Annotated in this window: 26 protein-coding genes; 8 read left to right on the forward strand and 18 right to left on the reverse strand. The window is 71.5% G+C overall.

All coding sequences use genetic code 11. The features are described from left to right. Positions 1-59: 59 nt before the first annotated feature. Complete coding sequence (locus tag ACH4TL_RS26085) at positions 60-1,736, forward strand: ABC-F family ATP-binding cassette domain-containing protein (RefSeq protein WP_398320598.1); 1,677 nt, start codon at positions 60-62, stop codon at positions 1,734-1,736. Positions 1,737-1,752: 16 nt separating this feature from the next. On the opposite strand, the gene ACH4TL_RS26090 is transcribed toward ACH4TL_RS26085, so the two are convergent. The 3 genes from ACH4TL_RS26090 to ACH4TL_RS26100 form a co-directional block, all read right to left on the reverse strand. Continuing rightward, positions 1,753-2,628, reverse strand: a complete 876-nt coding sequence (locus tag ACH4TL_RS26090; protein ID WP_398320595.1) for a glycosyltransferase family 2 protein — start codon at positions 2,626-2,628, stop codon at positions 1,753-1,755. Between the two features lie 100 nt (positions 2,629-2,728). Then, entirely contained in the window at positions 2,729-3,385 is a 657-nt protein-coding gene (locus ACH4TL_RS26095) for a hypothetical protein (protein WP_398320592.1), read from the reverse strand. Positions 3,386-3,550: 165 nt separating this feature from the next. Next, positions 3,551-4,327, reverse strand: coding sequence for an SDR family oxidoreductase (locus ACH4TL_RS26100; RefSeq protein WP_398320589.1), 777 nt, complete (start codon positions 4,325-4,327; stop codon positions 3,551-3,553). A 173-nt stretch (positions 4,328-4,500) separates the two neighbouring features. Here ACH4TL_RS26100 and ACH4TL_RS26105 point away from each other — a divergent pair, with 173 nt between their 5' ends. Beyond that, complete coding sequence (locus ACH4TL_RS26105) at positions 4,501-6,123, forward strand: alkaline phosphatase D family protein (RefSeq protein ID WP_398320586.1); 1,623 nt, start codon at positions 4,501-4,503, stop codon at positions 6,121-6,123. Here ACH4TL_RS26105 and ACH4TL_RS26110 read toward each other — a convergent pair. The 5 genes from ACH4TL_RS26110 to ACH4TL_RS26130 form a co-directional block, all read right to left on the reverse strand. Beyond that, on the reverse strand, positions 6,086-6,511 hold the full coding sequence (locus ACH4TL_RS26110; RefSeq protein ID WP_398320583.1) for a hypothetical protein: 426 nt from the start codon (positions 6,509-6,511) through the stop codon (positions 6,086-6,088). The genes ACH4TL_RS26105 and ACH4TL_RS26110 overlap by 38 nt on opposite strands. Beyond that, entirely contained in the window at positions 6,511-7,056 is a 546-nt protein-coding gene (locus ACH4TL_RS26115; RefSeq protein WP_398320580.1) for a hypothetical protein, read from the reverse strand. Before ACH4TL_RS26115 ends, ACH4TL_RS26110 begins: the two co-directional genes overlap by 1 nt. 100 nt (positions 7,057-7,156) lie before the next feature. Further along, the gene (locus tag ACH4TL_RS26120) at positions 7,157-8,362 is read right to left on the reverse strand and encodes a helix-turn-helix domain-containing protein (protein WP_398320577.1); all 1,206 of its coding nucleotides are present in this window, start codon (positions 8,360-8,362) and stop codon (positions 7,157-7,159) included. 414 nt (positions 8,363-8,776) lie between these two features. After that, positions 8,777-9,493 carry a DUF6879 family protein gene (locus ACH4TL_RS26125; protein ID WP_398320574.1) on the reverse strand — a complete coding sequence of 239 codons (717 nt, stop codon included), beginning with the start codon at positions 9,491-9,493 and terminating at the stop codon, positions 8,777-8,779. 70 nt (positions 9,494-9,563) lie between these two features. Next, the gene (locus ACH4TL_RS26130; protein WP_398320571.1) at positions 9,564-10,562 is read right to left on the reverse strand and encodes a Gfo/Idh/MocA family protein; all 999 of its coding nucleotides are present in this window, start codon (positions 10,560-10,562) and stop codon (positions 9,564-9,566) included. 85 nt (positions 10,563-10,647) lie between these two features. Here ACH4TL_RS26130 and ACH4TL_RS26135 point away from each other — a divergent pair, with 85 nt between their 5' ends. Together ACH4TL_RS26135 and ACH4TL_RS26140 are read left to right on the forward strand one after the other, a co-directional pair. After that, positions 10,648-11,979 (forward strand): multidrug effflux MFS transporter, encoded by a 1,332-nt coding sequence (locus ACH4TL_RS26135; RefSeq protein WP_398320568.1) that lies wholly within the window; start codon positions 10,648-10,650, stop codon positions 11,977-11,979. A gap of 17 nt (positions 11,980-11,996) precedes the next feature. Then, entirely contained in the window at positions 11,997-13,022 is a 1,026-nt protein-coding gene (locus tag ACH4TL_RS26140) for a serine hydrolase domain-containing protein (protein WP_398320705.1), read from the forward strand. A 1-nt stretch (position 13,023) separates the two neighbouring features. On the opposite strand, the gene ACH4TL_RS26145 is transcribed toward ACH4TL_RS26140, so the two are convergent. Beyond that, positions 13,024-14,046, reverse strand: a complete 1,023-nt coding sequence (locus ACH4TL_RS26145) for a small ribosomal subunit Rsm22 family protein (RefSeq protein WP_398320565.1) — start codon at positions 14,044-14,046, stop codon at positions 13,024-13,026. Positions 14,047-14,091: 45 nt separating this feature from the next. On the opposite strand from ACH4TL_RS26145, the gene ACH4TL_RS26150 reads away from it, so the two are divergent. After that, positions 14,092-14,718: a TetR/AcrR family transcriptional regulator gene (locus ACH4TL_RS26150; RefSeq protein ID WP_398320562.1), complete on the forward strand. Its 627-nt coding sequence runs from the start codon at positions 14,092-14,094 to the stop codon at positions 14,716-14,718. Here the strand turns inward: ACH4TL_RS26150 and ACH4TL_RS26155 are convergent. After that, on the reverse strand, positions 14,705-15,607 hold the full coding sequence (locus tag ACH4TL_RS26155) for a glycerophosphodiester phosphodiesterase (RefSeq protein ID WP_398320559.1): 903 nt from the start codon (positions 15,605-15,607) through the stop codon (positions 14,705-14,707). The genes ACH4TL_RS26150 and ACH4TL_RS26155 overlap by 14 nt on opposite strands. A gap of 169 nt (positions 15,608-15,776) precedes the next feature. On the opposite strand from ACH4TL_RS26155, the gene ACH4TL_RS26160 reads away from it, so the two are divergent. Continuing rightward, positions 15,777-16,523, forward strand: coding sequence for a bifunctional DNA primase/polymerase (locus ACH4TL_RS26160; protein WP_398320556.1), 747 nt, complete (start codon positions 15,777-15,779; stop codon positions 16,521-16,523). A 119-nt stretch (positions 16,524-16,642) separates the two neighbouring features. Here ACH4TL_RS26160 and ACH4TL_RS26165 read toward each other — a convergent pair whose 3' ends face one another. From ACH4TL_RS26165 to map, 6 genes are all read right to left on the reverse strand, one after another. Beyond that, the gene (locus tag ACH4TL_RS26165) at positions 16,643-17,551 is read right to left on the reverse strand and encodes a hypothetical protein (protein ID WP_398320553.1); all 909 of its coding nucleotides are present in this window, start codon (positions 17,549-17,551) and stop codon (positions 16,643-16,645) included. Next, the gene (gene efeU / locus ACH4TL_RS26170) at positions 17,502-18,473 is read right to left on the reverse strand and encodes an iron uptake transporter permease EfeU (RefSeq protein ID WP_398320550.1); all 972 of its coding nucleotides are present in this window, start codon (positions 18,471-18,473) and stop codon (positions 17,502-17,504) included. The genes ACH4TL_RS26165 and efeU overlap by 50 nt, the downstream gene beginning before the upstream one ends. A 46-nt stretch (positions 18,474-18,519) precedes the next feature. Beyond that, positions 18,520-19,779, reverse strand: a complete 1,260-nt coding sequence (gene efeB / locus ACH4TL_RS26175; RefSeq protein ID WP_398320547.1) for an iron uptake transporter deferrochelatase/peroxidase subunit — start codon at positions 19,777-19,779, stop codon at positions 18,520-18,522. A 10-nt stretch (positions 19,780-19,789) separates the two neighbouring features. Continuing rightward, the gene (gene efeO / locus ACH4TL_RS26180) at positions 19,790-20,923 is read right to left on the reverse strand and encodes an iron uptake system protein EfeO (RefSeq protein ID WP_398320544.1); all 1,134 of its coding nucleotides are present in this window, start codon (positions 20,921-20,923) and stop codon (positions 19,790-19,792) included. A gap of 163 nt (positions 20,924-21,086) precedes the next feature. Further along, on the reverse strand, positions 21,087-21,737 hold the full coding sequence (locus ACH4TL_RS26185; protein ID WP_398320702.1) for a heme oxygenase (biliverdin-producing): 651 nt from the start codon (positions 21,735-21,737) through the stop codon (positions 21,087-21,089). 93 nt (positions 21,738-21,830) lie between these two features. After that, the gene (gene map / locus ACH4TL_RS26190; protein WP_398320541.1) at positions 21,831-22,688 is read right to left on the reverse strand and encodes a type I methionyl aminopeptidase; all 858 of its coding nucleotides are present in this window, start codon (positions 22,686-22,688) and stop codon (positions 21,831-21,833) included. 59 nt (positions 22,689-22,747) lie between these two features. Between map and ACH4TL_RS26195 the strand changes: the two genes are divergently transcribed. Then, the gene (locus ACH4TL_RS26195) at positions 22,748-22,972 is read left to right on the forward strand and encodes a hypothetical protein (protein ID WP_398320538.1); all 225 of its coding nucleotides are present in this window, start codon (positions 22,748-22,750) and stop codon (positions 22,970-22,972) included. 396 nt (positions 22,973-23,368) lie between these two features. Here the strand turns inward: ACH4TL_RS26195 and ACH4TL_RS26200 are convergent, their stop codons facing one another. Beyond that, complete coding sequence (locus ACH4TL_RS26200) at positions 23,369-24,679, reverse strand: MFS transporter (RefSeq protein ID WP_398320699.1); 1,311 nt, start codon at positions 24,677-24,679, stop codon at positions 23,369-23,371. Between the two features lie 128 nt (positions 24,680-24,807). On the opposite strand from ACH4TL_RS26200, the gene ACH4TL_RS26205 reads away from it, so the two are divergent. Beyond that, the gene (locus ACH4TL_RS26205) at positions 24,808-25,809 is read left to right on the forward strand and encodes an aldo/keto reductase (protein ID WP_398320535.1); all 1,002 of its coding nucleotides are present in this window, start codon (positions 24,808-24,810) and stop codon (positions 25,807-25,809) included. Between the two features lie 308 nt (positions 25,810-26,117). On the opposite strand, the gene ACH4TL_RS26210 is transcribed toward ACH4TL_RS26205, so the two are convergent. Beyond that, complete coding sequence (locus ACH4TL_RS26210; RefSeq protein WP_398320532.1) at positions 26,118-26,726, reverse strand: hypothetical protein; 609 nt, start codon at positions 26,724-26,726, stop codon at positions 26,118-26,120. Between the last annotated feature and the right edge of the window lie 138 nt (positions 26,727-26,864).

Here is a 26,864-nt window from a genome sequence, read left to right on the forward strand (position 1 = left end):
CCGCCGCGTGGTGCTCGCATACGACGCCCCCATCCCCGCGCTGACGACTGCGAGAAACCATGACCCGTACCACCACCCCCGGCGCCGCCGTGACCTGCTCCGACCTCTCCTTCCAGTGGCCCGACGGCAGCACGCTCTTCGACGGTCTGTCGCTGAGCGTCGGCCGCGGCCGCACCGGGCTCGTCGGCACCAACGGCACCGGAAAATCCACCCTGTTGCGGCTGCTGGCCGGTCAGCTGCGCCCCTCCCGGGGGTCGGTGACCACCAGCGGCAGCCTCGCCTATCTGCCGCAGAACATCACCCTCGACACCGCGCTCCGCGTCGACCGGGCGCTGGGCATCGCCGAGCGCCGCGCCGCGCTGCGGGCCATCGAGTCCGGGGACGTCGCCACGGAACACTTCGAGACGGTCGGCGACGACTGGGACGTCGAGGAACGCGCCCTGGCCACGCTCGGCTCGCTCGGCCTCGGCGGCCTAGGACTCGACCGCACCGTGGGCGAGATGTCCGGCGGCGAGACCGTACTGCTGCGGCTGGCCGCGCTGCTGCTGGAACGCCCCGACGTCCTGCTGCTCGACGAGCCCACCAACAACCTCGACCTGTTCGCGCGGCGCAGGCTCTGCGAGACCGTCGGCTCCTGGCGCTCCGGCGTGCTGATCGTCGTCAGCCACGACCGCGACCTGCTGGAGCGGGTCGACCGCATCGCCGAACTGCGGTCCGGGGAGGTCGGCTGGTACGGGGGCGGCTGGTCCGCGTACCAGGAGGCGCTTGCCGTCCAGCAGGAGGCGGCCGGGCGCCAGCTGCGGGCCGCCGAGGCCGACGTCCGCCGTCAGAAGCGGGAACTGGAGGAAACCCAGATCAAGGTGGCCCGCCGGGAGCGGCACAGCAAGAAGATGGACGCCCAGCGGCGGGCCCCGCGCATCGTCGCGGGCGAACGCAAACGGTCCGCCCAGGAGTCGGCCGCGGGGCTCCGCGGGCTGCACGAGGACCGGCTGCGGGAGGCGCGCGAGCGGCGCGAGGAGGCCGCCGACGCGGTCCGCGAGGACGCCGAGATCCGGGTGGACCTGCCCCACACCGCTGTTCCCACCGGCCGCACCGTGCTGACCCTGAGCGCGCTGCGCCCCCGCTTCGGCCGCCTGCGCGGCGCCGACCTGCGGGTGCACGGCCCCGAACGCATCGCGCTGGTCGGCAGGAACGGGTCAGGGAAGACGACGCTGCTGCGCACCCTGGCCGGGGAGCTGGTCCCGCTGTCCGGCGAGGCCAGGACGTTCGTACCGCTGCGGTTCCTGCCGCAGCGCCTGGATGTGCTGGACGACGGGCTGAGCGTCGCGGCGAACGTGTCCCGCACGGCGCCCGGCGTCGGCGACAACCACATCCGCGCCCAGCTCGCCCGGTTCCTGTTCAAGGGGGCGCGCGCCGAACAGTCCGCGGGCAGCCTCTCCGGCGGCGAACGCTTCCGGGCCGCCCTCGCGGCCACCCTGCTCGCCGCCCCGGCCCCGCAGCTGCTGATGCTGGACGAGCCCACCAACAACCTCGACGTGGCGAGCGTGCGCCAGCTGACCAGCGCGCTCGCCTCGTACCGGGGCGCGCTGCTGATCGCCGGACACGATCTGCCGTTCCTCGCGTCGGTCGGCATCACCCGGTGGCTGCTCGTCGGCGAGGAGCTTCAGGAGACCTCGGCGGAGGAGGTGCGCGACCTGCTGGAGGCGTCGGAGACACAGCGATCGGAGACACCGTGAGGGGAGGGAGGGCGCCTCAGATCACCGGAGGGCGGCCCAGCCTCGTCATCCGCCACACCGTGCGCCACCGCATGGGGCGCCGCGTGCCGCACGGGGTGCGGACGCCCTCCAGGAAGCCGCCCGCCCAGGCGCGCAGACCGTCGAGGGCGCGGGTGCGGGCGAGGGTGAGGAGGGTCCAGGTGCCGAGGTAGACGGGGACCAGCGGCAGCGGGAGGTGGCGGCGGGCGAGCCAGACGCGGTTGCGCGCGGTCATCCGGTGGTAGACCGCGTGCCGGGCGGGGGAGGTGCGGGGGTGCTGGAGCAGCAGTTCGGGCGCGTACAGCACCTTCCACCCGGCGTCGAGCGCCCGCCAGGCGAGATCGGTCTCCTCATGGGTGAAGAAGAACTCATCCGGCCAGCCGCCGATCTGATTCAGCATCGGAACGGACAGGGCGTGTCCGCCGCCGAGGAAGGTGGTCACCTCGCCGCCGCGCATCGGGTCGCCCGCCCGCAGCCGGGGGACGTGGCGGCGCTGGGTCAGGCCGGTCTCGTCGGCGATGCGGAAGCTGACGATGCCCAGCCGCGGATCGTCCGCGTACCGGTCGCGCACGGTACGGAACACATCGGCGTCCACCAGCAGTCCGTCGTCGTCGAGGTCGATCACGACGTCGACGTCACCGAAGTCGCGCAGCCGCTGCCAGGCGACGTTGCGGCCGCCGGAGACGCCCAGGTTCTCGTCCAGCTCGACCGCGGTGACGTGCTCCGGCATCTCGGGGAGCGGGGAGCCGTTGCCGACGACGACGATGCGGGTGGGCGGTACGTCCTGTTTCGCGACCGACTCCAGCAGGGCGGCCACCTCTCTGGGCCGGTTGCCCATGGTCAGGATGGCGACGCCCAGGCGTGGTTCGGACACGGTGGAACTCCAGAGGTTGGTTACGGTGCGGTGATCGTAACCAGTCGCCGAAGCGTCCTGTCGAAGCACGGCGCATGTTCATCGACATACGCAAAAGCGGTCATCCGTCGAGTGCGGACAGCGCATTCTTCGCCGCGCTGATCGCTCCGTCCCGTACCACCTTGGACGAGGGCGCCTTGTGGCTCTCGAAATCGCCGCCGTTGTAGGTGGCCACGATGGTCGCGTTGTCCTTGCGGACCGTCACCACCGCCTCGCGCACCTTCTGGTCGTCGTCGCTGGTGAGCTTGTCGGTGACGGTCGCCTTGTCGCCGAGTCCGGACACCGGTTCGCCGGAGCCGGCGGGCGCCCGTCCGGTGACGTCGAAGCTTATGTCCAGCCAGCGGTAGTCGAAACCGTCCAGCGCATGCCAGGAGCAGCCCGAACGGCGGCTGAGGTCGCTGCTCTTCAGCTCGTTCCCGCTGGTCTTCGCGCCCGGCACCAGCTTCTTGACCGCGGCGGCCGGGATCGCGGAGCAGGCTTCCGCCGGAGGCTTGGCGTAGCGCGGCTTCGTACTCGCACCGCCCGCGCCCCCGTCCGGGGTGATCCCGGCCCCGCCCCCGGTCGGATCGGCCGCGGACGGGGTCGGGGAGGCGTCGGCCGCCTGGGGGCGCGAGTCGTCCGGATCGCCGGAGCCGGAGGTGGTCATGGCCACGCCTGCGACGGCGAGGACGGCGACGGGCAGTATGCGGGCGACCAGGGTGAGCGGGAGAGAACGCAATGCGGTCTTCTTCGATCGTGGGCGGTCGGATCTGCGGGCGGATCTGTGGTCGGATTTCCGGGCGGATCTCCGTGCGGGGCTGATCTCTTGGGGTGAATTTCCGCTCGGTTACATTATTCGATCACGCCGGGGGTTATCTACGATCGGGTGACGACCCATTGCCCGTCAGCCGCGACCGATGTACGGCATCGCCGTCGCCAGTACCGTCGCGAACTGCACGTTCGCCTCCAGGGGCAGCGACGCCATGTGCCGCACGGTACGTGCGACATCCGCCACGTCCATCACCGGCTCGGCCACCACCTCCCCGTTCGCCTGGAGGATGCCGGTCTGCATCTGCCCGGTCATGTCTGTTGCCGCGTTGCCGATGTCGATCTGACCGCAGGCGATGGAGTACGCCCGTCCGTCCAGCGACAGCGACTTGGTCAGCCCGGTCAGCGCATGCTTGGTCGCCGTGTACGCGATGCTGTTCGGGCGCGGGGCATGGGCGGAAATCGAGCCATTATTGATGATCCGTCCGCCCTGCGGCTCCTGATCACGCATCAGCCGGAAGGCGCCCTGTGCGCACAGGAACGCCCCCGTGAGATTGGTGTCCACGACGGCCTGCCACTCCTCGTGGCGGAGGTCTTCCACCGACACCCCGCGCGGGCCGAAGCTGCCCGCGTTGTTGAACAGCAGATCGAGCCTGCCGAAGCGGTCCCGTACGGCCGCGAAGAGCGCGTCCACCTGCTCGGGCCTGCTCACATCCGTCGGCACGGCCAGCACCGAGGGGCCGTCGCCCGCCCGCCGCGCCGTCTCCGCCAGGGTCTCCTCGCGGCGCCCGGCGAGGACCACGGACCAGCCCGACTCGCTCAGTTCGAGCGCCACCGCCCGGCCGATCCCGGAGCCCGCGCCCGTCACCACCGCGACCCTCGACACCACCGGCACACCTTCGGTTCCGTTCATGGTGCGGCAGCGTACGCGACGGTGCATGCCTGCGTAGCGAAGGTGTATCGCGGTAAACGTCCTATCCGGAAACGGACCTCACCGAGCGGACATGTCTGCGTCGTGTATAGGCAAGCGTGCGGCCTCCCCCTGACACTCCAATTCCTCTGACGCCACGAGCCAGGGGAGAGCACATGGCACACGCCGCACATCAGCAGGCGATGCGAGCCGCGGCTGCACATCTGGGCCGCCGCCGCTTCCTCACCGTCACCGGAGCAGCCGCCGCACTGGCCTTCTCCACCAACCTGCCCAGCGCCGAGGCCGCGCAGGTACGTACGGACGCGCTCAACGAAGACCCTTTCACGCTCGGCGTGGCATCCGGCGATCCACTGCCCGACGCCGTCGTGCTGTGGACCAGACTCGCGCCCCGCGCCTACGAGCCCGGCAACGGGCTGCCCGAGGAGGGGGCCGTCCGGGTCGACTGGGAGATCGCCCGCGACGAGAAGTTCGGGCGCGTCGTCCGGCGCGGAAACGCCACCGCCCACGCCGAGTTCAACTACACCGTGCACGTGGACGCCAAGGGCCTCGACCCCGACCGCGTCTACTGGTACCGCTTCCGGGCGGGCAAGTGGACCAGCCCCGTCGGCCGCACCCGCACCGCCCCGGGCCACGGCGCCAAGATCCGTGACCTGCGGTTCGGCCTGGTGTCCTGCCAGGCGTACCACGACGGCTACTTCACGGCCTTCAAGCACCTCGCCACCGAGGACCTGGACGCCGTCTTCCACGTCGGCGACTACCAGTACGAGTACGCCGTCAGCGCCGTCGGCGGCGCCCGCAACTACACCGACCGCACCCTCCCGGCGCTCTTCAACACCGAGACCATGACCCTCGGGGACTACCGGCTGCGCTACGCGCTCTACAAGTCCGACCCGGACCTCCAGGCCGCCCACGCCGCCTTCCCCTGGTTCGTCACCTGGGACGACCACGAGACCGAGAACAACTACGCGGGCGACGTCGACGACAAGAACGACCCGCCCGCGGAGTTCCTGATCCGCCGGGCCGCCGCCTACCGGGCGTACTGGGAGAACATGCCGCTGCGCATGCCCCAGCGCCCCGACGGCCCGGACATGCGGCTCTACCGGCGCTTCCACTACGGCCGGCTCGCCCAGTTCGACATCCTCGACACCCGCCAGTACCGCTCCGACCAGGCGTACGGCGACGGCTGGCAGTACCCCGGGCCCGAGTCCGAGGACCCGTCCCGCACGCTCACCGGCGCCACCCAGGAACGCTGGCTGCTCGACGGCTTCCGGCGCTCCACCGCCACCTGGAACGTCCTCCCGCAGCAGGTCACCTTCTCGCAGCGGAAGAACACCACGGCCGACCGCTCCAAGCTCTCCATGGACGCCTGGGACGGCTACCCCGCCTCGCGGGAACGCGTCCTGGCCGGTGTGGAGCAGGCGGGCATCGAGAACTTCGTCGTCCTGACCGGCGACGTCCACGTACACTACGCCTTCGACATCAAGAAGGACTTCAACAACCCGTCGTCCAAGACCCTGGGCGTCGAGCTCGTCGGCACGTCGATCACCAGCGGCAAGGACGGCGCCGACAAACCGGCCAACTGGTCCACGATGACGGCCGCCAACCCGCACATGAAGTTCTACAACGGGCGCCGCGGCTATGTGACGGTCACGCTGGACGGCTCTCAGGCGCGGGCCGACTACAAGACGGTCTCCGCGGTCACGACCCCGGGCGCGCCGCTCACCACGGCGGCGTCGTTCGTCACCGAAGCCGGGAACCCCGGGCTTCAGCAGGTCTGACCGGCGAACGCCCGCGGCGCCCCGCCCGGCGCCGCGGGCTCAGCCCGGTCCACGGTGCCGCGACCGTGGCGGCGCGCGCTTCCTCCCGGGCCGCGTGGTGCAGCTCGCTCCCGGCGGCGCACTGCCGACCGGTCCGGCAGTCGGCGCATGTGGTGGCGGCGTGGTCGAGGAACCGGCTCCAGGCCGTCGGCTCCTGCGCGGCGGCGCTCCCGCCGCAGGCGGGTGCGCAGGCCCACACCTCGTACGTCGTCCGGGTCGACCCCCGGTCGACGGTGACCGTTCCGGCCGACCGGTCGGCGGCGAGGCGCGCGCCGCAGAGCACACAGTCCCAGCCGTGGAGCTGCTCACGGGTGAGGGCGGCCGGATCGATCTTCGGGTTCCCCGTCATCAGGACTGGTCCCGTCGGTAACGGGGGGCGTGCCTGGGGCAGACGTAGATCGTCGGACTGGCGACGCTGCCGCTGTGCTCCACCGTGAGCGGGATCGGCTCATCGGTGGGCAGTTGGCAGCGGTAGCAGAGCTGGCGGCCTTCCGGAACGGTCCGGAGTTCGGTGCGAACGGCCTCGGCCAGTGCGTCCCAGAGCGCCCGGGTGGCAGTGAGGAAGCGGTCGCGGCCCAGGGGGACACGCCAGTGGGTGCCCGGTCCTGTGGTCCAGTGGACCGGGGGTACGCCGAGATAGTGGTCCTCATCGGCGAGCTTGGTGAGGACGTGGACCTGGCGCAGGTGCCAGCTCTTGGCGCTGCCCACCGCGATGAGCCAGTACAGGGTGGTGTAGCCGTCCTGGATGACGGCACCGGTCGTGTCGCCGAGCAGTTTGAGGGCGCGGTTCCCGACGGCCGGGGTCACGCGGACGGCGTCCCACCAGCGGCCAACCGGTAACGCCTCGACGTCCGCGGCGGACGGCGGCTTCCATGGCAGGGCTTCGGACGTCATGATCGGCTCCATTACGGACGGTGCTGTAACCGTCACATCGTGCCGACCTGTGAGGTTGTGAGTGTTCCCGGATAGGGAACATCGGCGGACCTTGACGTTGCTACATGCCCACCCACGTGGCCAGAGAGGACAGCGACTCGGGCGCCCGCCGCTGACGGCGCACCAAGGTACCGATGGTCTCTCGCACCAAAGGGTGATAGCGGGCCTGCTGCGGCGCGACGCGGCGCGCGCGCACCAGGAACCGTTCAGCGGGCTCCGCTTTCCCCATCTGGGCGTAGGCCCGCGCCATCTCGATGTAGTACCGGCCGATGCGCATGCGCGGATGGGTCTCCGGGAAGTGCAGCTTCTTGGACAACTTCACCGCTTCGCCAAGCTCTCCGAGCTCGACGTTCGTCGCAACTTCGAAGTGCTGCACATTCGTGAGGCCGAACGAGGACCAGTACACCTCGGGCACATCTCGGCCGATCTTGTCTGCCGTCTCCCGTGCGAGACCCATGTACCCGGTGACGGCATCACCGTCCTGTGCTTGAGCAGCCGCGATCGCAGACGCGAGGTGAAGGCTGCCTGTCACAGCCAGCGCTTCCACCGATTGGGCCCGCTCGGCCTGATCGATGAGTCGATGACCGCGCGCGATGACCTGTAGCGACATCTGATTGTTCCCTCGCCGGAGCAGCATGCTTGAGCGCTTGTTCAAGCGGATGGCGAGCAACAGGGGATCCTCTGCCTGCTCAGCCATCCACCCCATGCGCTCCAGCGCGATGGACGCGAGATCGTGATAGCCGACCCGGTACGCGAATTCGTAGGCGACCCAATAGCACCAGCTGAGCGAGGACGCCGCGCGCCGGTACTCCTCTCCTGGAGGCAACAGGCTGACCATGGTGGTGAGCTCCCCCAGCAGGCCGGGGAGCTTCGAGCCGATGACCTTGTACTCCGTGGCGGAGGCCCCGGCGCACAGCGCCTGTACGTCACTCTCCACCTGGTCGGTGGGCCTGGTCCTGATGTGGGGGTCCGGCCCGAGGTCGTACAGGTCAAGGGCTTCGGACAGTGGGGTGATGAGGCGGTCGAGATGGTCCTGCTGTAGCTCGGAGATGTATGGCTGTCCGTTGAGTACCGCCACATCGACTTGGAGGACTCGGGCGATGGCCGCTACGACGGAGGGCGTGGCGGGCGCCAGCCCCCGCTCGACCTTGGCGATGGTGCTGCGCGCGAGGAACGCTCGCTGTGCGAGTGCGGTCTGGGTGAGTTGACGCAGCTTCCGGTAGTCCGCGATCCGTGCGCCCGTGTGCTCCTCACGGCTCTGTGGCATGCTGAACTCCGTTTCTGGCCCTGGACACTCAGAACGGTACCCGCGGCGGCTCTGAGAGGTCGGTCGATCGGCTCCAATTTCGGTGGGCCGTCGCGTTGTGTTGACAACGCGTTCAGTCGCCGGGACGGCCAGCCGCCTCTTCAAGCGTGAGCGGGCAGCCTCGGCTCGGGGTCGGTCAAGGGTGTGGGGAGATGCCGGGCATGAAGAAAGGGGCAGTGGCTGTAAACAGCGAGTGCCCCTTTAAGTCTGCCCATAGATTAGCAGGGGGACCGCTCCCTCCAATACCGTATCTTTCAGCCCAGTTTTGCCAACCTGGCTTTCAGGTCTGACCGGTGAGGGTCTGCGGCGCCACGTCCGGCGCCGTCGTCCCTGGGCGTCGTCTGCTGGCGTGCCGATCGGTGCTTCCCTTCCCGTTCAGGCGGCCGGGGGCGGAGGGAGTGGCGCGATGGCCCGCTCGAAGTAGGTCCTGATGTCCTCTGCGGCCGCGTAGGCTTCCCGCATATAGGCCGTCCACGGCTCGACGATGGCCGGGTCGGTGAAACGGATCGCACCGTCCGGCACCCCGGTATCTGTGTACAGGACGTGAAAGAGCACCTTGTCGTCCTGGATGGTCAATTCCGGAAGCGGTCCGTCGGTCTCGGCCGCGGCGACCGTATCGGCGGGCAGGATTCGTACGCGCTCCCCGTACTCGGCGCTGATCCGCAACGAATGCAGCTCCCACTGCACGTACGGCGTCAACGGCTTCTCCACCACGCGCACGCGGTGAAACACCGAGCCCCGAGCTTCCTCGTCCGCCTGGATTCCGCGCAGACCGTCACGACCCTCCTCGAATAGGCGCAACGTCGCGTCCCACTCCCCGCGCCGTAGCGCGTCACGGGACGGGCTGCCCACCTCTTCGAAGTGCTGACGCCGTTCGAGTTTCCATGAGTTCCCGTTGCGGATCGCCGCGTCCCGCTTGCGGAAGTCCTGGAGGTATTCCTCGTTCTCCAGCCGCTGGCCGCGTGCCGGGAGGAGCGCGGGAGGTTTGGCCGACTTGCCCAATCGTGTGACGAATAACGCTGACGGATCGGCTTCCCACGCTCGGGCCATGACCTGCCAACCTCCAGTTTTCATGCCGTGACGGAATGTCATCGGCACAATACGGAAACGATACTGGGCGAGCCGGAGTGCATCCAGAGCGGTTTGCGCGTCGATGCCTGGCTCAACCCTCGCCGGGGTAGCGGACGCCGATCTGCGCGCGGGCCGCGTCCAGGGTGCGCATCACCGCCAGCGTGCCCGACAGGGGGACGAGGGGGGATTCGCGCTCGCCCGCCCGCAGGCAGCGCATCACCTCCGCCGCCTCGTGCTGGTAGGAGCGCAAGGCCCCGGGGGCCGTGAACTCCTCCGGGTCGTGGCCCGGGCGGTGGAGGACGAAGCGGTCGGGGTGGAAGAAGCCGCGGGGGAACTCGATGCGGCCCGCGGAGCCCGTCACCGCCGCCGTCATGGGGGTGTCGGCGGTGAGGGAACAGCTCAGCAGCGCCACCGCGCCGGTGTCCCAGCCCAGCAGCAGGCCGGTGTTCACGTCGACGCCCTCCGGGGACAGCTCGGCGCGGGCCCGGACGTCGGCGGGTTCGCCCAGGAGGAGCTGGGCGAAGGACACCGGGTAGACCCCGAGGTCGAGCAGGGCGCCGCCGCCCTGGGTCGGGTCGCGCAGGCGATGGGCGGGGTCGAACGGGCCGGGGAGGCCGAAGTCCGCGTGCACGGCGCGCACCTCGCCGATCGCGCCGTCCCGGACGAGGGCGGTCATGCGGCGGACGACCGGATCGCAGTACGTCCACATCGCCTCCATCAGGAAGCGGTCATGGGCGCGGGCGAGGCCGATCAGCTCGTCCGCCTCGCGCGCGTTCAGGGTGAACGCCTTCTCGCACAGCACCGCCCGGCCCGCCTCCAGGCACAGCCCGGCCGCGGTGCGGTGGGCGGCGTGCGGCGTAGCGACGTATATCACGTCGAGATCGTCGTCGGCCGCGAGGTCGGCCCAGCTGCCGTACGAGCGGGGTATCCCGAAGCGTTCGGCGAACCGCTTCGCCGACTCCTGGCCGCGCGAGCCCACCGCCATGACCTGCGCGTCTGCCATGTCCAGGAGATCGGCCGTGAACGACGCGGCGATCCCGCCGGTCGCCAGGATCCCCCATCGCACGGGCTCGGCCTTCGGTCCGGACATCCCCACCCCCTGGCTTATTCGGTCGTGAGCACTCCAATTCAGCTGAGAGCATAGACAACGATTCAACGACTCATGGAAGGCCAGCATGCAGCAGCCCGGCCAAACGGCCGCCGCTCCCGACCGGGTATCCAGACCCGAACTCTCTTCTCCCTCCTCTGCCGCCACCGCGCCCAAGGTCACCGCTCCGTCGACCGCCCAGCGCCGCGCGAGCCTCCTCGTCACCTTCGTCCTCGGCGGGCTCACCGCTCTCCCCGCCCTCTCGATGGACATGTACCTCCCGGCCCTGCCGGAGGTCACCGACGCGCTCCACAGCTCCGCCGCCACCGCGCAGCTCACCCTCACCGCCTGTCTGATGGGCATGGCGCTCGGCCAGCTCGTCGTCGGCCCGATGAGCGACAAGTGGGGCCGCCGCCGTCCCCTCCTCATCGGCATGGTGATCTACGTCATCGCCACCGCCATCTGCGCCTTCGCGCCCACCTCCGGGACGCTCATCGGCTTCCGGCTGCTCCAGGGGCTCGCCGGGTCGGCCGGGATCGTGATCGCCCGCGCCGTCGTCCGCGATCTGTACGACGGCATCGCGATGGCCCGCTTCTTCTCCACCCTGATGCTGATCTCCGGCGTCGCGCCCATCGCCGCGCCCGTGATCGGCGGCCAGATCCTGCGCTTCACCGACTGGCGCGGCGTCTTCGTCTTCCTCACCGTGGTCGGCGCCCTGCTCACCCTCGTCGTCTGGCGCTTCCTGCGCGAGACACTGCCGCCGGAGCGGCGCCACGACGGCGGGCTCGGCGAGACGCTGCGCACCGTGCGCGGGCTGCTCGCCGACCGCGTCTTCACCGGCTACATGCTCGCCGGCAGCTTCGCCTTCGCCGCCCTCTTCGCGTATGTCTCCGGTTCGTCCTTCGTCGTCCAGGAGATCTACGGCGCCTCGCCGCAGACCTTCAGCCTGCTCTTCGGGCTCAACTCGATCGGCCTCATCGGCATGGGCCAGGTCAACGGCCGGATCCTCGTCGGCCGCGTCAGCATGGACAAGGTGCTGGCCGTGGGGCTGACCATGATCACCCTCGCGGCGACCGCGCTGCTGGTCCTGTCCGCCGGGGTCTTCGGCGAGGTCGGTCTGGCGCCGGTCGCGGCCTGCCTGTTCGTCCTGATGTCGTCGATGGGCCTGGCCATGCCCAACACCAACGCCCAGGCGCTCATGCGCACCCCGCACGCCGCCGGTTCCGCGTCCGCGCTGCTCGGCACCTCCACCTTCCTGCTCGGGGCCGCCGCCTCGCCGCTGGTGGGGATCGCGGGCGAGACCACGGCGGTGCCGATGGCCGTCGTCCAGCTGGTGTGCGCGCTGGCCGCCACGGGCTGCTTCGTGGGACTCTGCCGCCCGTGGCAGCGACGCACCAAGCAGAGCGTGACGGTGGCCTGAGCCACCTCCTGCGCACCGTGGAGGCGCTCCCCGAGGGGGAGCGCCCCTGGTGCGCGGGCGCGGTCGTGTCCGCCGGGACCGGCGCCGGGCCGCTTGCCGAGGGCGCCTTCGGCTGGGCGGTGCGGTACGCCGCGTACGACCGCGAGCTGCCGCGCGGCGAACGGGTCCCGGCGCACGCCGACACGGTCTTCGACCTCGCCTCGCTGACGAAGCTGTTCACCGCGATCGTGGCGGTGGGCTCGCTGGAGCGCGGGGAGATCGCGCTGGACGCCCCGGTCGCCCGTTACGCCCCCGAGTGCACGGCGGCCGCCGACCACGGCATCACGGTGCGCCAGCTGCTCACCCACCGCTCCGGCCTGATCCCGGAGTTGCCGCTGTACGACTACGACGGCGACCAGGAGCGCTGGGCGCGGCTGTACGCCGAACCGCCCGCCACCCCGCCCGGCACCGCCCGCCGCTACTCCGACCTGAACCTGCTGCTGACGCAGCGCGTGCTGGAACGGGTCACCGGCGGCAGGCTCGACGACCTCGTCCACGACCGCATCACCGGCCCGCTGGCCATGGCGTCCACCCGCTTCCGCCCGCCCCGCTCCTGGCGCCCGCGCATCGCCGCGACCGAGGACCAGCGGCGCCCCTGGGGCAAGCTCGACCGGGGCATGCTGCGGGGCGTGGTGCACGACGAGAATGCGTGCGCGCTCGGCGGCGTCGCGGGCCACGCCGGGCTCTTCTCCACCGCGGCCGACCTGGCCACGCTGTGCCGCGCCCTGCTGGCGGGCGGCGGCCCGGTGCTCTCCCCCGCCTCGGTGGACCTGATGCTGACCGCCCCGGGGCTGGGCTTCGAGGTCGACCAGCCGTGGTTCATGGGCGAGTTGGCGGGCCGCGGCGCGGCCGGGCACACCGGCTTCACGGGCACCAGCCTGGTCCTGGACCGCTCCCGGGACTGCTACCTGATCCTCCTGGCCAACACCGTCCACCCCCGCCGCCGCCCCGGCGACAGCGCACCTCGCGCGGCGGCGGCCACCGCCCTGGCCCGCGCCCTCTAGATCACTGCTCGGGCGACTGCTCCGGCGGCGGCCAGGCGTCGCCCCAGGTGGTGTCGCGGGCGGCGCGGTAGAGGGGGCCGTGGCGCTTGGTGACGGTGCGGCGGGTGAGGCCCTCGTCGGGGGTGCACAGGTCCAACAGCACCTGCCCCTTGCGGGTCTGGGGGTGGCGGGTGACGCGGGACGGGGCCGTGAGGGAGGCGGGGAAGCGGGTCGCGGCGACGTACGCGTACTTCTCGTCCTCGTGCCCCAGCGAGCCACCCTTCACCTGGCGGTGCAGCGACGAACGGCTCACCCGGGCCGCGAAGTGGCACCAGTCGGCGCCCGGTTCGATGGGGCAGGCGGCGCTGTGCGGGCAGGGGGCCAGGACGGTCAGGCCCGCTGAGACGAGCTGGTCGCGGGCCTCACGGATGCGCAGATAGCCCTCGGGGGTGCCGGGTTCGACGAGGACCACCGCCTGGGCCGTCCGCGCCGCCTCGCCGACGACCGCGCGGCGGTCGGCCGCGGTGAGTTCGCCCAGCACGTAGGAGACGGTCACCAGGTCCGTCGCGCCGGGGAGGGCGAGGTCCGCGGTGAGGGCCCGGCGCTGCCAGCTCGCGTCGCGCAGCGGGGCGGCGGGGGACTCGCGGGTGAGTTCGCGGCCGAGGGCGAGGGCGGGCTCGGCCCAGTCCAGGACGGTGGTGGTGTGACCCCCGTCCGGCCACGCGGCGGCCACGGCCCAGCTGGCCGCGCCCGTGCCGCCGCCGATGTCGAGGTGGGTTGCGGGCGCCCAGTCGGGGGCGCGCTCGCGGAGGGCGTCGAGGGCGGCCCGTACGGCCTCGAACGTCGCGGGCATCCGGTACGCGGCGTACGCGGCGACGTCGGAGCGGTCGCGCAGAACGGGCGCGTCGGTCGGGGTGCGGCCCCGGTAGTTGGCGATCAGCCGGTCGACCGCCTGGGCCGCCTGGCGGGGCGGCAGTCCGTCGAGGAGCCCGGCGAGCGCGGCGCGCAGCGTCTCGGCGGTGGGGGCGGCGTGCGGGGCATGCATTCCGTGGATTCTACGGGGTCGAAAGGGGGCGCTACATTGGCCCGCATGGCCGGAAAAGCAGTTCCCGACGCGACCCGCCGCAGCGAACGTTCGCACCGCGCGATCCTCGACGCCGCACTCGAACTCGTCGCCGAGGTGGGCTATCCCAAGCTCACGATCGAGGCCATCGCCGCGCGTGCCGGGGTCGGCAAGCAGACGATCTACCGCTGGTGGCCCTCCAAGGCGGCCGTCCTGCTGGACGCCTTCGTCGCCCTCGGCGAGCGCGCCGCGCGGGAGGCGGAGGGGCCGGAGGGCGGTGCGCCGTACGCGTTCCCCGACACCGGAGACCTGGAGGCCGACCTCAAGTTCGTGCTGCGCGCGACGGTGGACGAGCTGCTGTCGCCCACGTACGACCTGCCCTATCGGGCGCTGGCCGCCGAGGGCATGGTCAACCCGGAGATCGCCACGGAGTTCGTGAGCCGGGTGATGGAGCCCTCGCTGCAGCTCTACGTGGAGCGGCTGCGCGCCGCCCAGCGGGCCGGACAGGTCGCGGCGGACCTCGATCCGCGGCTCGCGCTGGAGCTGGTGACCGGCCCGGTCACCGCCCGCTGGCTGCTGCGGACGCAGCCGCTGACCCATGCGTACGCGGACGCCGTGGTCGAGATGGCGCTGCGCGGGCTCAGCCCCCGCTGAGCCGCGCTCCGATCGGGGCTCTCATCGGGGTGGTGATCATCAGGCTGGGGGCGTCCGTGATGATCCCGTCGCAGCCCAGCCTGACCATGCGGTCGCGCTGACCGGGAGTGTTCACGGTGTGCGCCCACACATGGGGCACACCGGAGGCGACGGCCCGCCGGATGTCCGCCTCCCGCGCCCGGTAGTCGACGTCCAGCAGGTCCACGATCCCGCGCCACCGGCTCGGGCGGTCGTGGCGCATCTGCCGGGCGGACCGCCACAGCTGGGCCATCAGCCCCATCCGGTGGGCCTCGCGGGCGACGTCCGGGTGGTTGGAGTTCACGTAGACCGAGTGGATCAGCCCCCGGTCGCGGATCATGCGCGCCAGTGCGGGCAGTCCGGCCGGGTCCTTGGTCTCGACCATGAGCGTGGTGCGGCCGCCGAGCCGGTCCAGCGCCTCGGCCACGGTCGGCGGCCGCTCGGGCTTCCAGGCGCCGCGCAGGGTGGGCGCGGGGCGAAGCCGTACGGTGCGCCACTGGGCGGCGGTGAGGGCGTTCACGGGCCCGGTCCGGGACGTCGTACGGTCCAGCGTCGCGTCGTGCATGACGACGAGCGTGCCGTCGCGCAGGGTGCGGATGTCGAAGTCCAGGACCTGGGCGTCCCTGCGGGCCAGGGCGGTGGTCAGCCCGGCCATGCTGTTCTCGGGGACTTCGAGGGCGCCGCCGCGGTGGGCCGTGTAGATGATCGGCGGGGACGCGGGGGCGGCGGCGGTGGGTATCTGGTCGAGCTGATCGTCCGGGTGCCGTTCCTGCGGGCGGGCCGCTGGACGGGCGGTGGGGTACGCCAGGACGGCCGCCGGTATGGAGAGGGTGAGGACCGCCACACCGGTCAGAAAATACCTGGTGATCATAAAGGGAACGCTAGGGGTGCTCGTGACGTTATGTCCTGATATCGGCACCCGGACGTGGGTCCTGGCGTCACCCCGGATGCGGACACCGGCCACCTCGGGCGCAGGATGGTGGCAGCATTGATCGGGTACCGGCGGTACCGCCGGTCGCGGCGGTGAAGCGAGGCGATAGATGGAACGCAAGAGCAGGTTCACCCAGTGGCTGCGCCGGCCGAGAAGCGCGACGGGCGGCGATACCGGCTCGGGGGCGGGCGCCGCTGGCGCCCGCGAGGACCTGCTCATGGCCGCGGCCGCCGCCGGATTCCCGCTCGCGCCCGCCGCGTACCCCTCCGGCTACGGCTGTTCCTGCGACCGCATCGGCTGTCCGACCCCCGCCCGGCACCCCGTGTCCTTCGCCTGGGCGACCCAGGCGTCGGCCGACCCGGAGAAGGTCGGCCGCTGGCTGCACGCCGACCCGCAGGCCAACTTCATCACCGCCACCGGCCTGGTCCACGATGTGCTCGACGTGCCCGTCGACGCGGGGCGGCAGGCCCTGGAGCGGCTGGGCGCCACGGACGTGGAGGTCGGGCCGGTCGCGACGAGCGGTGCGGATCTGGATGTGCGGCAGGGGCGGATGCTCTTCTTCACGGCTACGCGGGGTACGCCGGACGACGAGGACGAGTGGTGGCCGTGCGAGCTGGACTGCCACCCCGAGACGATGGATGAACATCCGGGGCTGCGGTGGCATTGCCGGGGGAGTTATGTGCTGGTGCCGCCTGCGCGGTTGCCGGGAGAAGGGCGGGTGGCCTGGCTCCTGGGGCCGGAGCGGCCGCTTCCGGATCCCTTGACGCTTCTGGAGGCGCTGACCGATGCGTGCCGCTTGGCCGTGGAGGAGGAGCCTGAGGCGCACGAGGGTGCGGCTTGGCCCATAGGACGGTAGCGGTCGCTTAAGCCTGGGGTTTCGTTGCCGGGTGCGGGTCGGTGGCCGGTTTGCGCCCACCCGTCCCTCCCCCAGCTGCCGCTGGGAGGTGCCCCCCGGCGGGACACCTGCACAACGTGTCACTCGCCCTTGGCGCCTGTAACGCCTTCCAGGCGGTTCAGGAAGACGACCTTGGGGTCGGCCGCGTCCTTCGCGGGGACGCGGACGGCCGACTCGGCTACCCGGGTCAGCGTCACCGCCCGCTTCGCCTCGCCCGTCATCAGCGCCTTGACCTGCGGGTCCGGGTTGGGTCGGAACCCCTTGGCCATGGTCTGCTTCTGGCGGTGGTGCGAGGTGAAGAAGACCACCGCGCCGCCGTCCTTCGTCCGCAGCCCCACCGGGGCCTCGGCGCCGCCGCCGGACGCCGGGATGTCGATGTACTGCGTCCAGAACTTCGGCGTCTTCTTGAACTTGTCCCGCGAGTCCCGCATCCCTGACGTCGCCGAACCGTCGGCGAAGGTGCCGCCCTTGCCCGTCATCAGGTAGTCGGTGTAGGTGCTGCTCAGCTTGTCCGGCCGGACGGCGAGCCGCGGCACCGGGCCCGCCGCCTTGACCGGCTTGGCCCAGCCGTCCTTGTCGGTCGCGAAGGCCGGTACCTCGTCCTGGCTGAGGATCGACAGATACGCGGCCTTCCACGGGTCGTCGGCGCCCTGCCGGACGAAGACCACCAGCCACCGGTTGGCGTCCCGATTGCTGTCGGTGTCCGCCACGAAGAACTTCGGCCACCCGATCTGCCGGGGGATGTGGAAGCTCGCGTCGGACAGCTTCAGCGCCGGGTACTTCGGGTTGCCCTGCGGGGAGTTGGCGTGCTGGGCCTTGAGGTCGGCCCGGCTGATCTCCGCGAGCGGGCCGGTCTCCACCTTGCTCGCCAGCGACGGATCCAGCTCGCGGTACGCCTTGTTGTACGTGGCGGTGAAGTCCTTGAGCGCCTCGGCGGCCTCAGCCTTGTCCACGGACGGGATGTTCTCCCGCTCGCCGTGCACCGTCATGCACCCCGTCAGTGTCATCCCCAGCACCAGCGCCGTCGCTGCGGTCGGAAGGACGGACGGCCGACGAGGTGACCTGCGTGTCATGGGGCTGCGGCTCCTTCGGGGCTGCGTTGGACGGCGCCACCCTACCCGGGGCGAAGAAGAAGGTCAGCGTGGGGACCAGATACAGCAGCCACACTGTGACCTGGAGCCACGTGGGGTCCGGCTGGAAGTTGAACACACCCTTGAGCAGGGTCCCGTACCAGGTGTCCGGCGCGATCGTGGAGCTGATGTCGAACGCCTGGGAGTGCAGCCCCGGAAGCCAGTTCGCCTCCTGGAGGTCGTGGAAGCCGTACGCGAGGACGCCTGCCGCCACTACGACCAGCATGCCACCCGTCCAGGTGAAGAACTTCGCCAGGTTGATCCGCAGCGCGCCGCGGTAGAACAGCCAGCCCAGCACCACCGCGGTGAGCAGGCCCAGGGCCGCCCCGATCAGCGGGTCCGCCGAGCCGTCGTTGCCCACCCGCACCGCGGCCCAGATGAACAGCGCGGTCTCCAGGCCCTCCCGGCCCACCGCCAGGAACGCCGTGGCCACCAGCGCGCCGGTGCCCATGGCGAGCGCCGCGTCCAGCCTGCCGTGCAGCTCGTGCTTGAGGTGGCGGGCGGTGCGCCGCATCCAGAACACCATCCAGGTCACCAGGCCGACCGCGATGATGGACAGCGAGCCGCCCAGCGCCTCCTGCGCCTCGAACGTCAGCTCCTGTGAGCCGAACTCCAGTGCCGCGCCGAACGACAGGGCCAGCGCGACCGCCGCGCCGATGCCCAGCCACACCGGGCGCAGCGCGTCCCGGCGGCCGGTCTTGACCAGATAGGCGACCAGGATGCACACGATCAGGCTGGCTTCGAGCCCTTCGCGCAGCCCGATCAGGTAGTTGCCGAACACGGGGTCCGCCTTCCTTTCGTTCTCTGTCCCTGTGTGCTGTGGGAGGTCAGGTGAACAGCGCCCTGCCCCACCAGTCGCCGGTGTCCCGGACGCCCGGCGGGACGGCGAACAGCGCCGAACCCACGTGCTGGATGTACTCGTTGAGCGCGTCGGTGCGCGCCAGCCGCTGCTGGAGCGGTACGAAGCCCTCGCGCACGTCGTGCTGGTACGCGAGGAAGAACAGCCCGGCGTCCAGCCGCCCCAGGCCGTCCGTACCGTCGGTGAAGGAGTAGCCGCGGCGCAGGATGCGGATGCCGCCGTTGGAGTCGGGGTGGGCGAGCCGGACGTGGGCGTCGGGCAGCATCGCCTTCAGGTTGGGCGTATCGCGCTCGCGCTGCTTGCCGTACGGCGCGCCCTCGCCCTTGTCCCGCCCGAACACGTCCTCCTGCTCCTTGAGGGAGGTGCGGTCCCAGGTCTCGATGTGCATGCGGATGCGGCGCGCCACCAGGTACGAGCCGCCCGCCATCCAGGCCGGGCCCGCCTTCTCGCTGACCCACACGTGTTTGGTCAGGGCGGCGGTGTCGGTGCCGGAGATGTTCCGGGTGCCGTCCTTGAAGCCCATCATGTTGCGCGGCGTCTGCGCGTCCGGGGTGGTCGAGGACGTCTTGCCGAAGCCCAGCTGCGACCAGCGGACGGCGACCTTGCCCATACCGATGCGGGCCAGGTTGCGGATGGCGTGCACGGCCACCTGCGGGTCGTCGGCGCACGCCTGGACGCACAGATCGCCGTCGCTGCGGGCGGCGTCGAGGTCGTCGCCTGGGAAGGCGGGCAGGTCGATCAGCGCCTCGGGGCGGCGTTCCGCGATCCCGAACCGGTCCTTCCCCTTCTTGTTCTTGAACAGGGTGGGCCCGACGCCGAAGGTGAGGGTCAGCCGGGACGGCTTGAGGCCCAGGGCCTCGCCGGTGTCGTCCGGCGGCGCCTCGACGAGGTCGCTGACGGCGCCGTCGCCGACCGCGTGCCCCTGCGTCATCCGGGCTGCCGCCTTCGTCCACTCCTTGAGCAGATCGATCAGCTCGGCGCGGTCGTCGGTGGTGACGTCGAAGGCCGCGAAGTGCAGCCGGTCCTGGACGCCGGTCGCGATGCCCGCCTGGTGGGCCCCGTGGAAGGGGACGGCGCCGCCGTTGTCGGCCACCGGCCGGGCGTCGTCACCGGTGGCCGAGAGTGCGGCGGCCGTGCCCCCGGCGGCCGCGGCGCCGAGCGCGAGCCCGGCACCGCCCCAGCCGAGGAGGGCGCGGCGGGAGTGGGAGGTCGTGGCCTCGTCGGTCATGACCCGGTCCTCACTTGGAAACGACGGCGGCGGCGAGCTTGGACAGCGGTTCGGCCAGTGCGTTGACCGCGTCCGACAGCTCCTTGCGCTTGCTCTCCGAGACGGTGTCGTACGAGACGAAGCCGTCGCCCTCGCGGTACGCGTCCAGCTGCTTCTTCACCGCGGCGAACTGCTTGTCCAAGTCCTTGGCGAGCGCCGGGTCGTTCTTCGCGGCCACGGGCTTCAGCAGCTGGTACGAGGTCTGGGCGCCCTCGACGTTGCCCTCGAAGTCCACCAGGTCGGTGTGGCTGTAGCGCTCCTCCTCGCCGGTGACCTTGCCGGTCTGCACCTCGTCCAGCAGCTCCTTGGCGCCGTTCGCCATGCCGGTGGGGGTGATCTCGGCGGTGCCGACGCGCTTCTGCCAGTCCTTGAGGTCCGTGATCAGCCGGTCGGCGAGGTCATGGTCGGCCTTGGTGATCTTCTTCGTGTGCCACAGCGACTTCTCCAGCCGGTGCCAGCCGGTCCACTTCTGGCCCTTCTCCAGCCCGTCCTCGCGCACATCGACCTTCGGGTCGATGTCGCCGAACGACTCGGCGACCGGCTCGGTGCGCTCCCAGCCGACGCGGGAGGGCGCGTACGCCTTCTTGGCGGCCCCCAGGTCGTCCTTCTTGATCGCGTCGGCGAACGCCTGAGCCTTCGGCAGCGTGTCATCGGCCTGCTTCCGCACGTACGCGCGGTACGCGGCCACCGCCTTGTCCAGCCGCGGATCGCTCTTGGCCGCCGCGCCCTTACCCGAAGCGGACACCTTCTGGCGGATGCCGTGGCCCTTCATCCCGGGCTTGCAGGCGATCTCGTACGAACCGGTCTTCACCTCGGCGTTGATCACGGCCTTGGTGCCGGGCCCGATGTTCTCCCGCTCGGTGACGATGCGGTCGCCGGGGGCGTAGACGTAGACCTCGGTGACCTTGGAGCCCTTGTTCTCCACGGCGAGCTTCACATGCCCGGCCGGGAAGGTTTTCTTGGAGACCTCGCACGCGCTGTCCGACGCCGTGACCTGGACGGCGTCGGAGCCCTTGGCATCGGACTTCTCGGCGCAGCCGGCGACGGCGGTGAGTGTCGTCAGCGCCGATATGGCGGCGACGACGGAGGTGCGGGCGGCTCGCATGCGGGCTCCATACGGGGCTCGGGGACAGAACAGATGAGGCCGACGAATAAGGCCGACCTAACTTAACTGAGCCTTACCTGTGTGGAGTCTATGTATTTCCAAGGATCTCTTTGTGAATGGCAAAGTTTCAGCCAAGTTGGCCGAGATTGATTGCCTCAGTCACTCAAGCGCTGAGCGGGAAACGGCGGCCCAGCTCACGGAGAAGCGCGGTGTTGAGCCCGTACGCGTGCTTGCACTCGTCGACCACGCGCTGCTTCTCCAGGTCGTCCACCGGCAGCGCGTCCAGCAGGGTGCGGTACTCCCGCTTGAAGGCGGCCGGATTGTCGATCGACTCGAAGACGTAGAACCGCACCCCGTCGCCCTTGCGGTCGAAGCCCCAGGTCTTCTCGGCCATCCCGCGGACGATCTGGCCACCGGAGAGATCGCCCAGGTAGCGGGTGTAGTGGTGGGCGACAAGACCGCCGGGCCAGTCGCGCACGCACGTCTCGATCCGGGCCGCGTACTCCGCCGTCGCGGGCAGCGGCTCCAGCCCGGCGCGCCAGCGCGGGCCGCCGAGATGGGCCAGATCGCGCTCCAGCTCCTCGGTGCGGGCCAGGTCGAGCCGGAGGAACGGGCCCGCGACCGGGTCCTCGGCGAGGTGGCCGGGGGTCGACTCCAGGGCGCGGTACACGAACCACAGCTGCTCCGTGTACTGCCGGTACGCGTCCACGCCCAGCCGCCCGCCGAGCAGGTCGCCCATGAAGGCCGACCCGGCGACCTGGGTGTGCTGCTCGTGCGAGGCGGCGCGGAGGAGTGCGGAGAAGGGCGTGGGCATGGCGTCCAAGACGGCCTCCGGGGTGGGTCAGGGTGACCTGACCCACCCTTTCCCGACGCCCTGTCGGCAAAACCTCCGGCTGCTCGGTTCGGCTCAGGGAAGCGTCAGGATCTCCGCCCCGGTGTCCGTCACCACCAGCGTGTGCTCGAACTGAGCCGTCCGCTTGCGGTCCTTGGTGACGACCGTCCAGCCGTCCTCCCACATGTCGTACTCGTACGTGCCGAGCGTCAGCATCGGCTCGATCGTGAACGTCATGCCCGGCTTGATCTCGGTCGTGTGGTGCGGGCTGTCGTAGTGCGGCACGATCAGGCCGGAGTGGAACGACGTGTTGACGCCGTGACCGGTGAAGTCCCGGACCACGCCGTAGCCGAAGCGCTTGGCGTACGACTCGATGACCCGGCCGACGATGTTGATCTTCCGGCCCGGCTTGACGGCCTTGATCGCGCGGTTGAGCGACTCCCGCGTCCGCTCCACCAGCAGCCGCGACTCCTCGTCCACGTCGCCGCACAGGTAGGTGGCGTTGTTGTCGCCGTGCACGCCGTGGATGAAGGCGGTGACGTCGAGGTTCACGATGTCGCCGTCGCGCAGGACGGTGGTGTCCGGGATGCCGTGGCAGATGACCTCGTTGACCGAGGAGCACAGCGACTTGGGGAAGCCGCGGTAGCCGAGGGTCGACGGGTAGGCGCCGTGGTCGCACATGTACTCGTGCGCGACCCGGTCCAGCTCGTCCGTCGTCACCCCCGGCGCGATCAGCTTCGCGGCCTCCTCCATCGCCCGCGCGGCGATCCGCCCCGCGATCCGCATCCGCTCGATCGTTTCGGCGTCCTGCACCTCGGGCCCCTCGTACGGCGCGGGACCCTCCTTCCCCACGTACTCGGGCCGCGAGATCGAGGCGGGGACGGTGCGGGTGGGGGAGAGCTTCCCCGGAACAAGGAGTGACTGGCCAGACATATCAGCGAGTGTATCGGCGCCGGATCGGGCACCATGGCCGCGAGGAAGAGGAGGCCGCGATGGCGCTGTTCAGGAAGGGTCCCGTCGGAAAGCCGGGCGAGTGGTACTACTGCGTCAAGCATCACAAGGTCGAAGAGGGCCCGGAATGCCGAGCCGCCGACCGCCTGGGCCCGTACGGCACCCCGGAGGAGGCCGCCCGCGCCCTCGAAACGGCGCAGGAGCGGAACGCCCAGTGGCAGAACGATCCCCGATGGCAGGACGAAGCCCCCGGCGACTCCAGCTGAGCGCGTGACCCTGCCGGACCGGTGCGCACTCTGCGGTGGCGCGCCCGTAGGCCCGGACCGGCCCCGGCCGCGCCCGCCCCGCAGGGGGGCTCAGCGTCGTCCCGCGCGGGCCGCTGTCGTCCGCCGAGCGACCCGGTACCGGTCCGATCCGCGCCAACCGGCCATCCTGCCCCGGCCCGGGCCCTTGCCGTGGGTCGGTGGGTACGCCGTGACGTCAGGCACGTCACCGAGGCCCGGACCGGGCCCGGCCGCGCCTACCGCGCGCAGCCCGCTGCTGCCCGGGGCGGGGTCCAGGGGCGGCGCCCATGGTTTCGGGAAGGGGCGGGGTGGGGGAAAACCGCCCCCGCCACCGGCCGACGCAGTCGACGGAAGGCCCTCGGGGCCCGGGTGGCGGGGTCAGGCTGTTGTGGGGGCCGCCTCGCGGACGGCCCTCGCGTGGGCGTCCGTCCGCGCGTCGTACGCCATCAGCCGCGGGAGGGCCAGCGCCAGCAGGGCCACCGAGGCCACGCAGGCCACACCGCCCGACCACACCGCGCTCCGCACGCCCATGAGACCGGCCGCGGTTCCGGCGCGGACCTGGCCCAACTGGGGGCCGGTGGCGTACGAGAGCAGCTCGATGCCCGCCAAGCGGCCGCGGAGCTTGTCGGGGATCGTCTGGTTCCAGATCGTGGCGCGGAACAGCCCGCTCACCATGTCGCCGCCACCCGCCACCGCCAGGCACAACAGCACCAGCCAGATGTTCGACAGCCACCCGGCGGCGGCCATCGCGAGCCCCCACACCGCCGCGCCCAGGACCACCATCCGGCCGTGGTGGTGGACCCGGGAAGACCAGCCGCTGGTCGCGCTGACCGCCACCGAGCCGACCGAGCCAGCCGCGTACATCAGGCCGAGCGCCCAGGGGGCGTCCAGGTCGTCGGCGAGGAAGGGGAAGATCGCGTTCGGGAAGGCGAAGAACATCGCGGCCATGTCCACCGCGTACGTCCCCAGCAGCTCCTTGCGCTGCCAGGCGTACCGCGCGCCCTCCGCGATCGCCCGCACCGACGGCGGCTCGGCGTCATGGGCGGGCGGGGCGGGGGTGAGGCCGAGTGCCAGGAGCAGGGAGACGAGGAAGGTCAGCAGGTCGAGGCCGTAGGCGAGCGGCAGACCCGCGTACGCGACGACCACACCGGCCAGCGAGGGGCCCGCGATGGCCGACAGCTGCCAGCGCAGGGAGTTCAGCGCGGCCGCCGCGGTGAGCTGGTCGTGCGGGACGATACGGGCCACGACCGCGTCGAGGGCCGGGCGCTGAAGCCCCATCAGCGCGCTGCTCAGCGCGGCGACCACGTAGAGCGGCCACAGCAGGGGGTCCGGTAACAGGCTGTTGACCAGCAGCAGGACGGAGAGCAGCCCGAGCGCGGCCTCGGTGGCGAGGATCAGCTTCCGGCGGTCGACGGCGTCGGCGAGCGCCCCGCCGTACAGGCCGAAGACGATCAGCGGCACCAGCTCCACCGCCCCGATCGCGCCCACCGCCACCGTCGAACCGGTCAGCTCCTTGATCTGGAGCGGCAGCGCCACCATGGTCAGGAAGCTGCCGAACGCGGTCACCAGGCCCGCCGTCCACAGGAGGCGGAAGTCGCGGGAGGAGCGCCAGGGCGCGAGGTCGGGCAGCAGGGCGCGGGAACGCCTCGCCCGTCGCGGCGTCGGGGAGGGCCCGTCTTCGTCGGTCACGGTCACGAACGCACATGCTCTGGCCGCCCCGCCCCCGGCGGCAACCGAATTACCCGCCGTACGCGGGGTCTTGCCCTGGAGCGCACTCCAACTGCCAGTGTCGGGCGCCACGACGGAAGGAGTGCCGTATGGAGACTCGACGGCTGGGCGGGTCGGGGCCCGCAGTGTCCCGTTTCGCGTTCGGGGCGATGACGTTCGGCGGCGACGCGGACGAGGCGGCGGCCCACCAGATGCTCGACGCGTACGCCGAAGCGGGCGGCACGCTGATCGACACGGCGGACATGTACGGGGCCGGTGCGTCGGAACGCATCGTCGGCCGGTGGCTGAGCGCCCGGCCGGGCCTGCGCGAGCGCGTCCTGCTCGCGACCAAGGGCCGCTTCGGCTTCCCCGGCGCGAGCCTGACGGCGCCGTACCTGCGCACCGCGCTCGACGCCAGCCTCTCCCGGCTCGGCGTCGACCACGTCGACCTGTACCAGCTGCACGGCCCGGACGCCGAGCATCCGGTGGACGAGATCGTCGACTTCCTCGCCGAGATCGTCGCCGCGGGCAAGGCCCGCCACGTGGGCATCAGCAACTTCGCCGGGTGGCAGGTCGCCAAGCTCGCCCGGCTGCTGGCCGAGCGGGGCGGCCCGCCGCTGGTCTCCCAGCAGATCCAGTACAGCCTGCTGGCCCGCGCGGTCGAGTGGGAGGTCATCCCGGCCGGTGTGGACGCCGGTCTGGGCACGCTGCTGTACGGCCCGCTGGGGCAGGGGTGGCTCACCGGGAAGTACCGGCGCGACCAGCAGCCACCGGACGGTACGCGGGTCGCCCGGGCCGGGGAGGCGACGAGCGAGGCGTGGCACCGGCGGAACACCGAGGAGGTGTGGTCCCTCATCGAGGTGCTCCGCGACGTCGCGGACGGGCACGGTGTGACGCCTGGTCAGGCGGCCCTGGCATGGGCCGCCGACCGCCCGGGCGTCACCGCCCCGATCGTCGGCGCCCGGACCGTAGCGCAACTGCGCGAATCCCTGGCCGCGGTCGCACTCCACCTGGACGAGCCGGCAACGTCCCGCCTCACCGAGGCCAGCACGCCGCCGACGCCGAACTACCCGTACCAGCTGATCGACCGCATCGCGTCCTGGCACGACTGACATCCCGCCTCGCCCCCTGACACCCGCCGCCCGGACGTGCCGCGGGGGCGTCGGGAGCCTGTATGACGCGGAGGTCGTCGGGTATGGCGCGCCGTCGCTGGGGTGCGGGGACGCGGCGCGGCCCTTGGCCGGGCCCGGCGCGCGCGTCGTCCTGGCCTGGCGTGGAGGTGGCGGGTGCGGGGCGGAGATGCGCCAGCATCCAGCCCCTCCGGCGTTTGAGGAGCGGGGTCCAGGGGCGGAGCCCCGGCGGGGGTCCGGGGCGGAGCCCCGGTTTCAGGAAGGGGCGGGGTGGGGGAAGAACCCCGGGCTCACCAGGACGGTGGGGGCGGGGCCGTCAGCTGGTCGGCCAGGCGGGCCAAGCGGTCGCGGATGCGGCGGCGCCCGGGCCGGGACGGGAGGGTGTTCTCCCCGGCAGCCGCGCTGACCAGGTGCTGGACCGTGTCCAGATCGAGATCGGCGCCCTCGGGGGCGGACAGCGCATCATGGGCCAGGGTGTGGAGTTCGGTGTCGCCGCCGTCGAGGGCGAGGACGGTGGCGCCGCCCCGGCGGGCGTCGTGGACGCGCTCCAGCAGCCCGCTGCCCGGGTCGCCCGGGGCGACGACGAGCAGGGTCTCACCGCGCCCGGCGGCCTCCAACCGGCCCAGGCCGACCGCCAGATGGGCCGGGATCGCGCGGCCGACGGGCACGCGGTGGCGGACCAGGGTGGGGGACAGCTCGGGCAGCCCGGACCACGCGGCCTCGTCGTCGAGGTGCGCGGCCAGATGCCAGGGTTCGTACTCCGCGCTGCCCACGAGCAGTAATCCACCCTCGCGCGAGCCGATCGAGGCCCGCAGGGAGCCCGCGAAGCGGCGGGTGGACTGCAACCACTCGGTCCCGGCGAGCACTTCGCGCAGCAGCGCGACCCGTACGGCGTCCATGGCACCCGCATCCTGCCGTTCCCACGGCGCGGGCGCCCGGGGAACGGGGCACGGTCACCCCATTGGGGGCATGTGCGGCGCAGCGCGGCGACAACTGCGGCGACAACTGTTCATTGCGCCGTCTCTTGACGCTCTGTG

Source organism: Streptomyces sp. NPDC021115 (genome assembly GCF_044333065.1).
Taxonomy (GTDB): domain Bacteria; phylum Actinomycetota; class Actinomycetes; order Streptomycetales; family Streptomycetaceae; genus Streptomyces.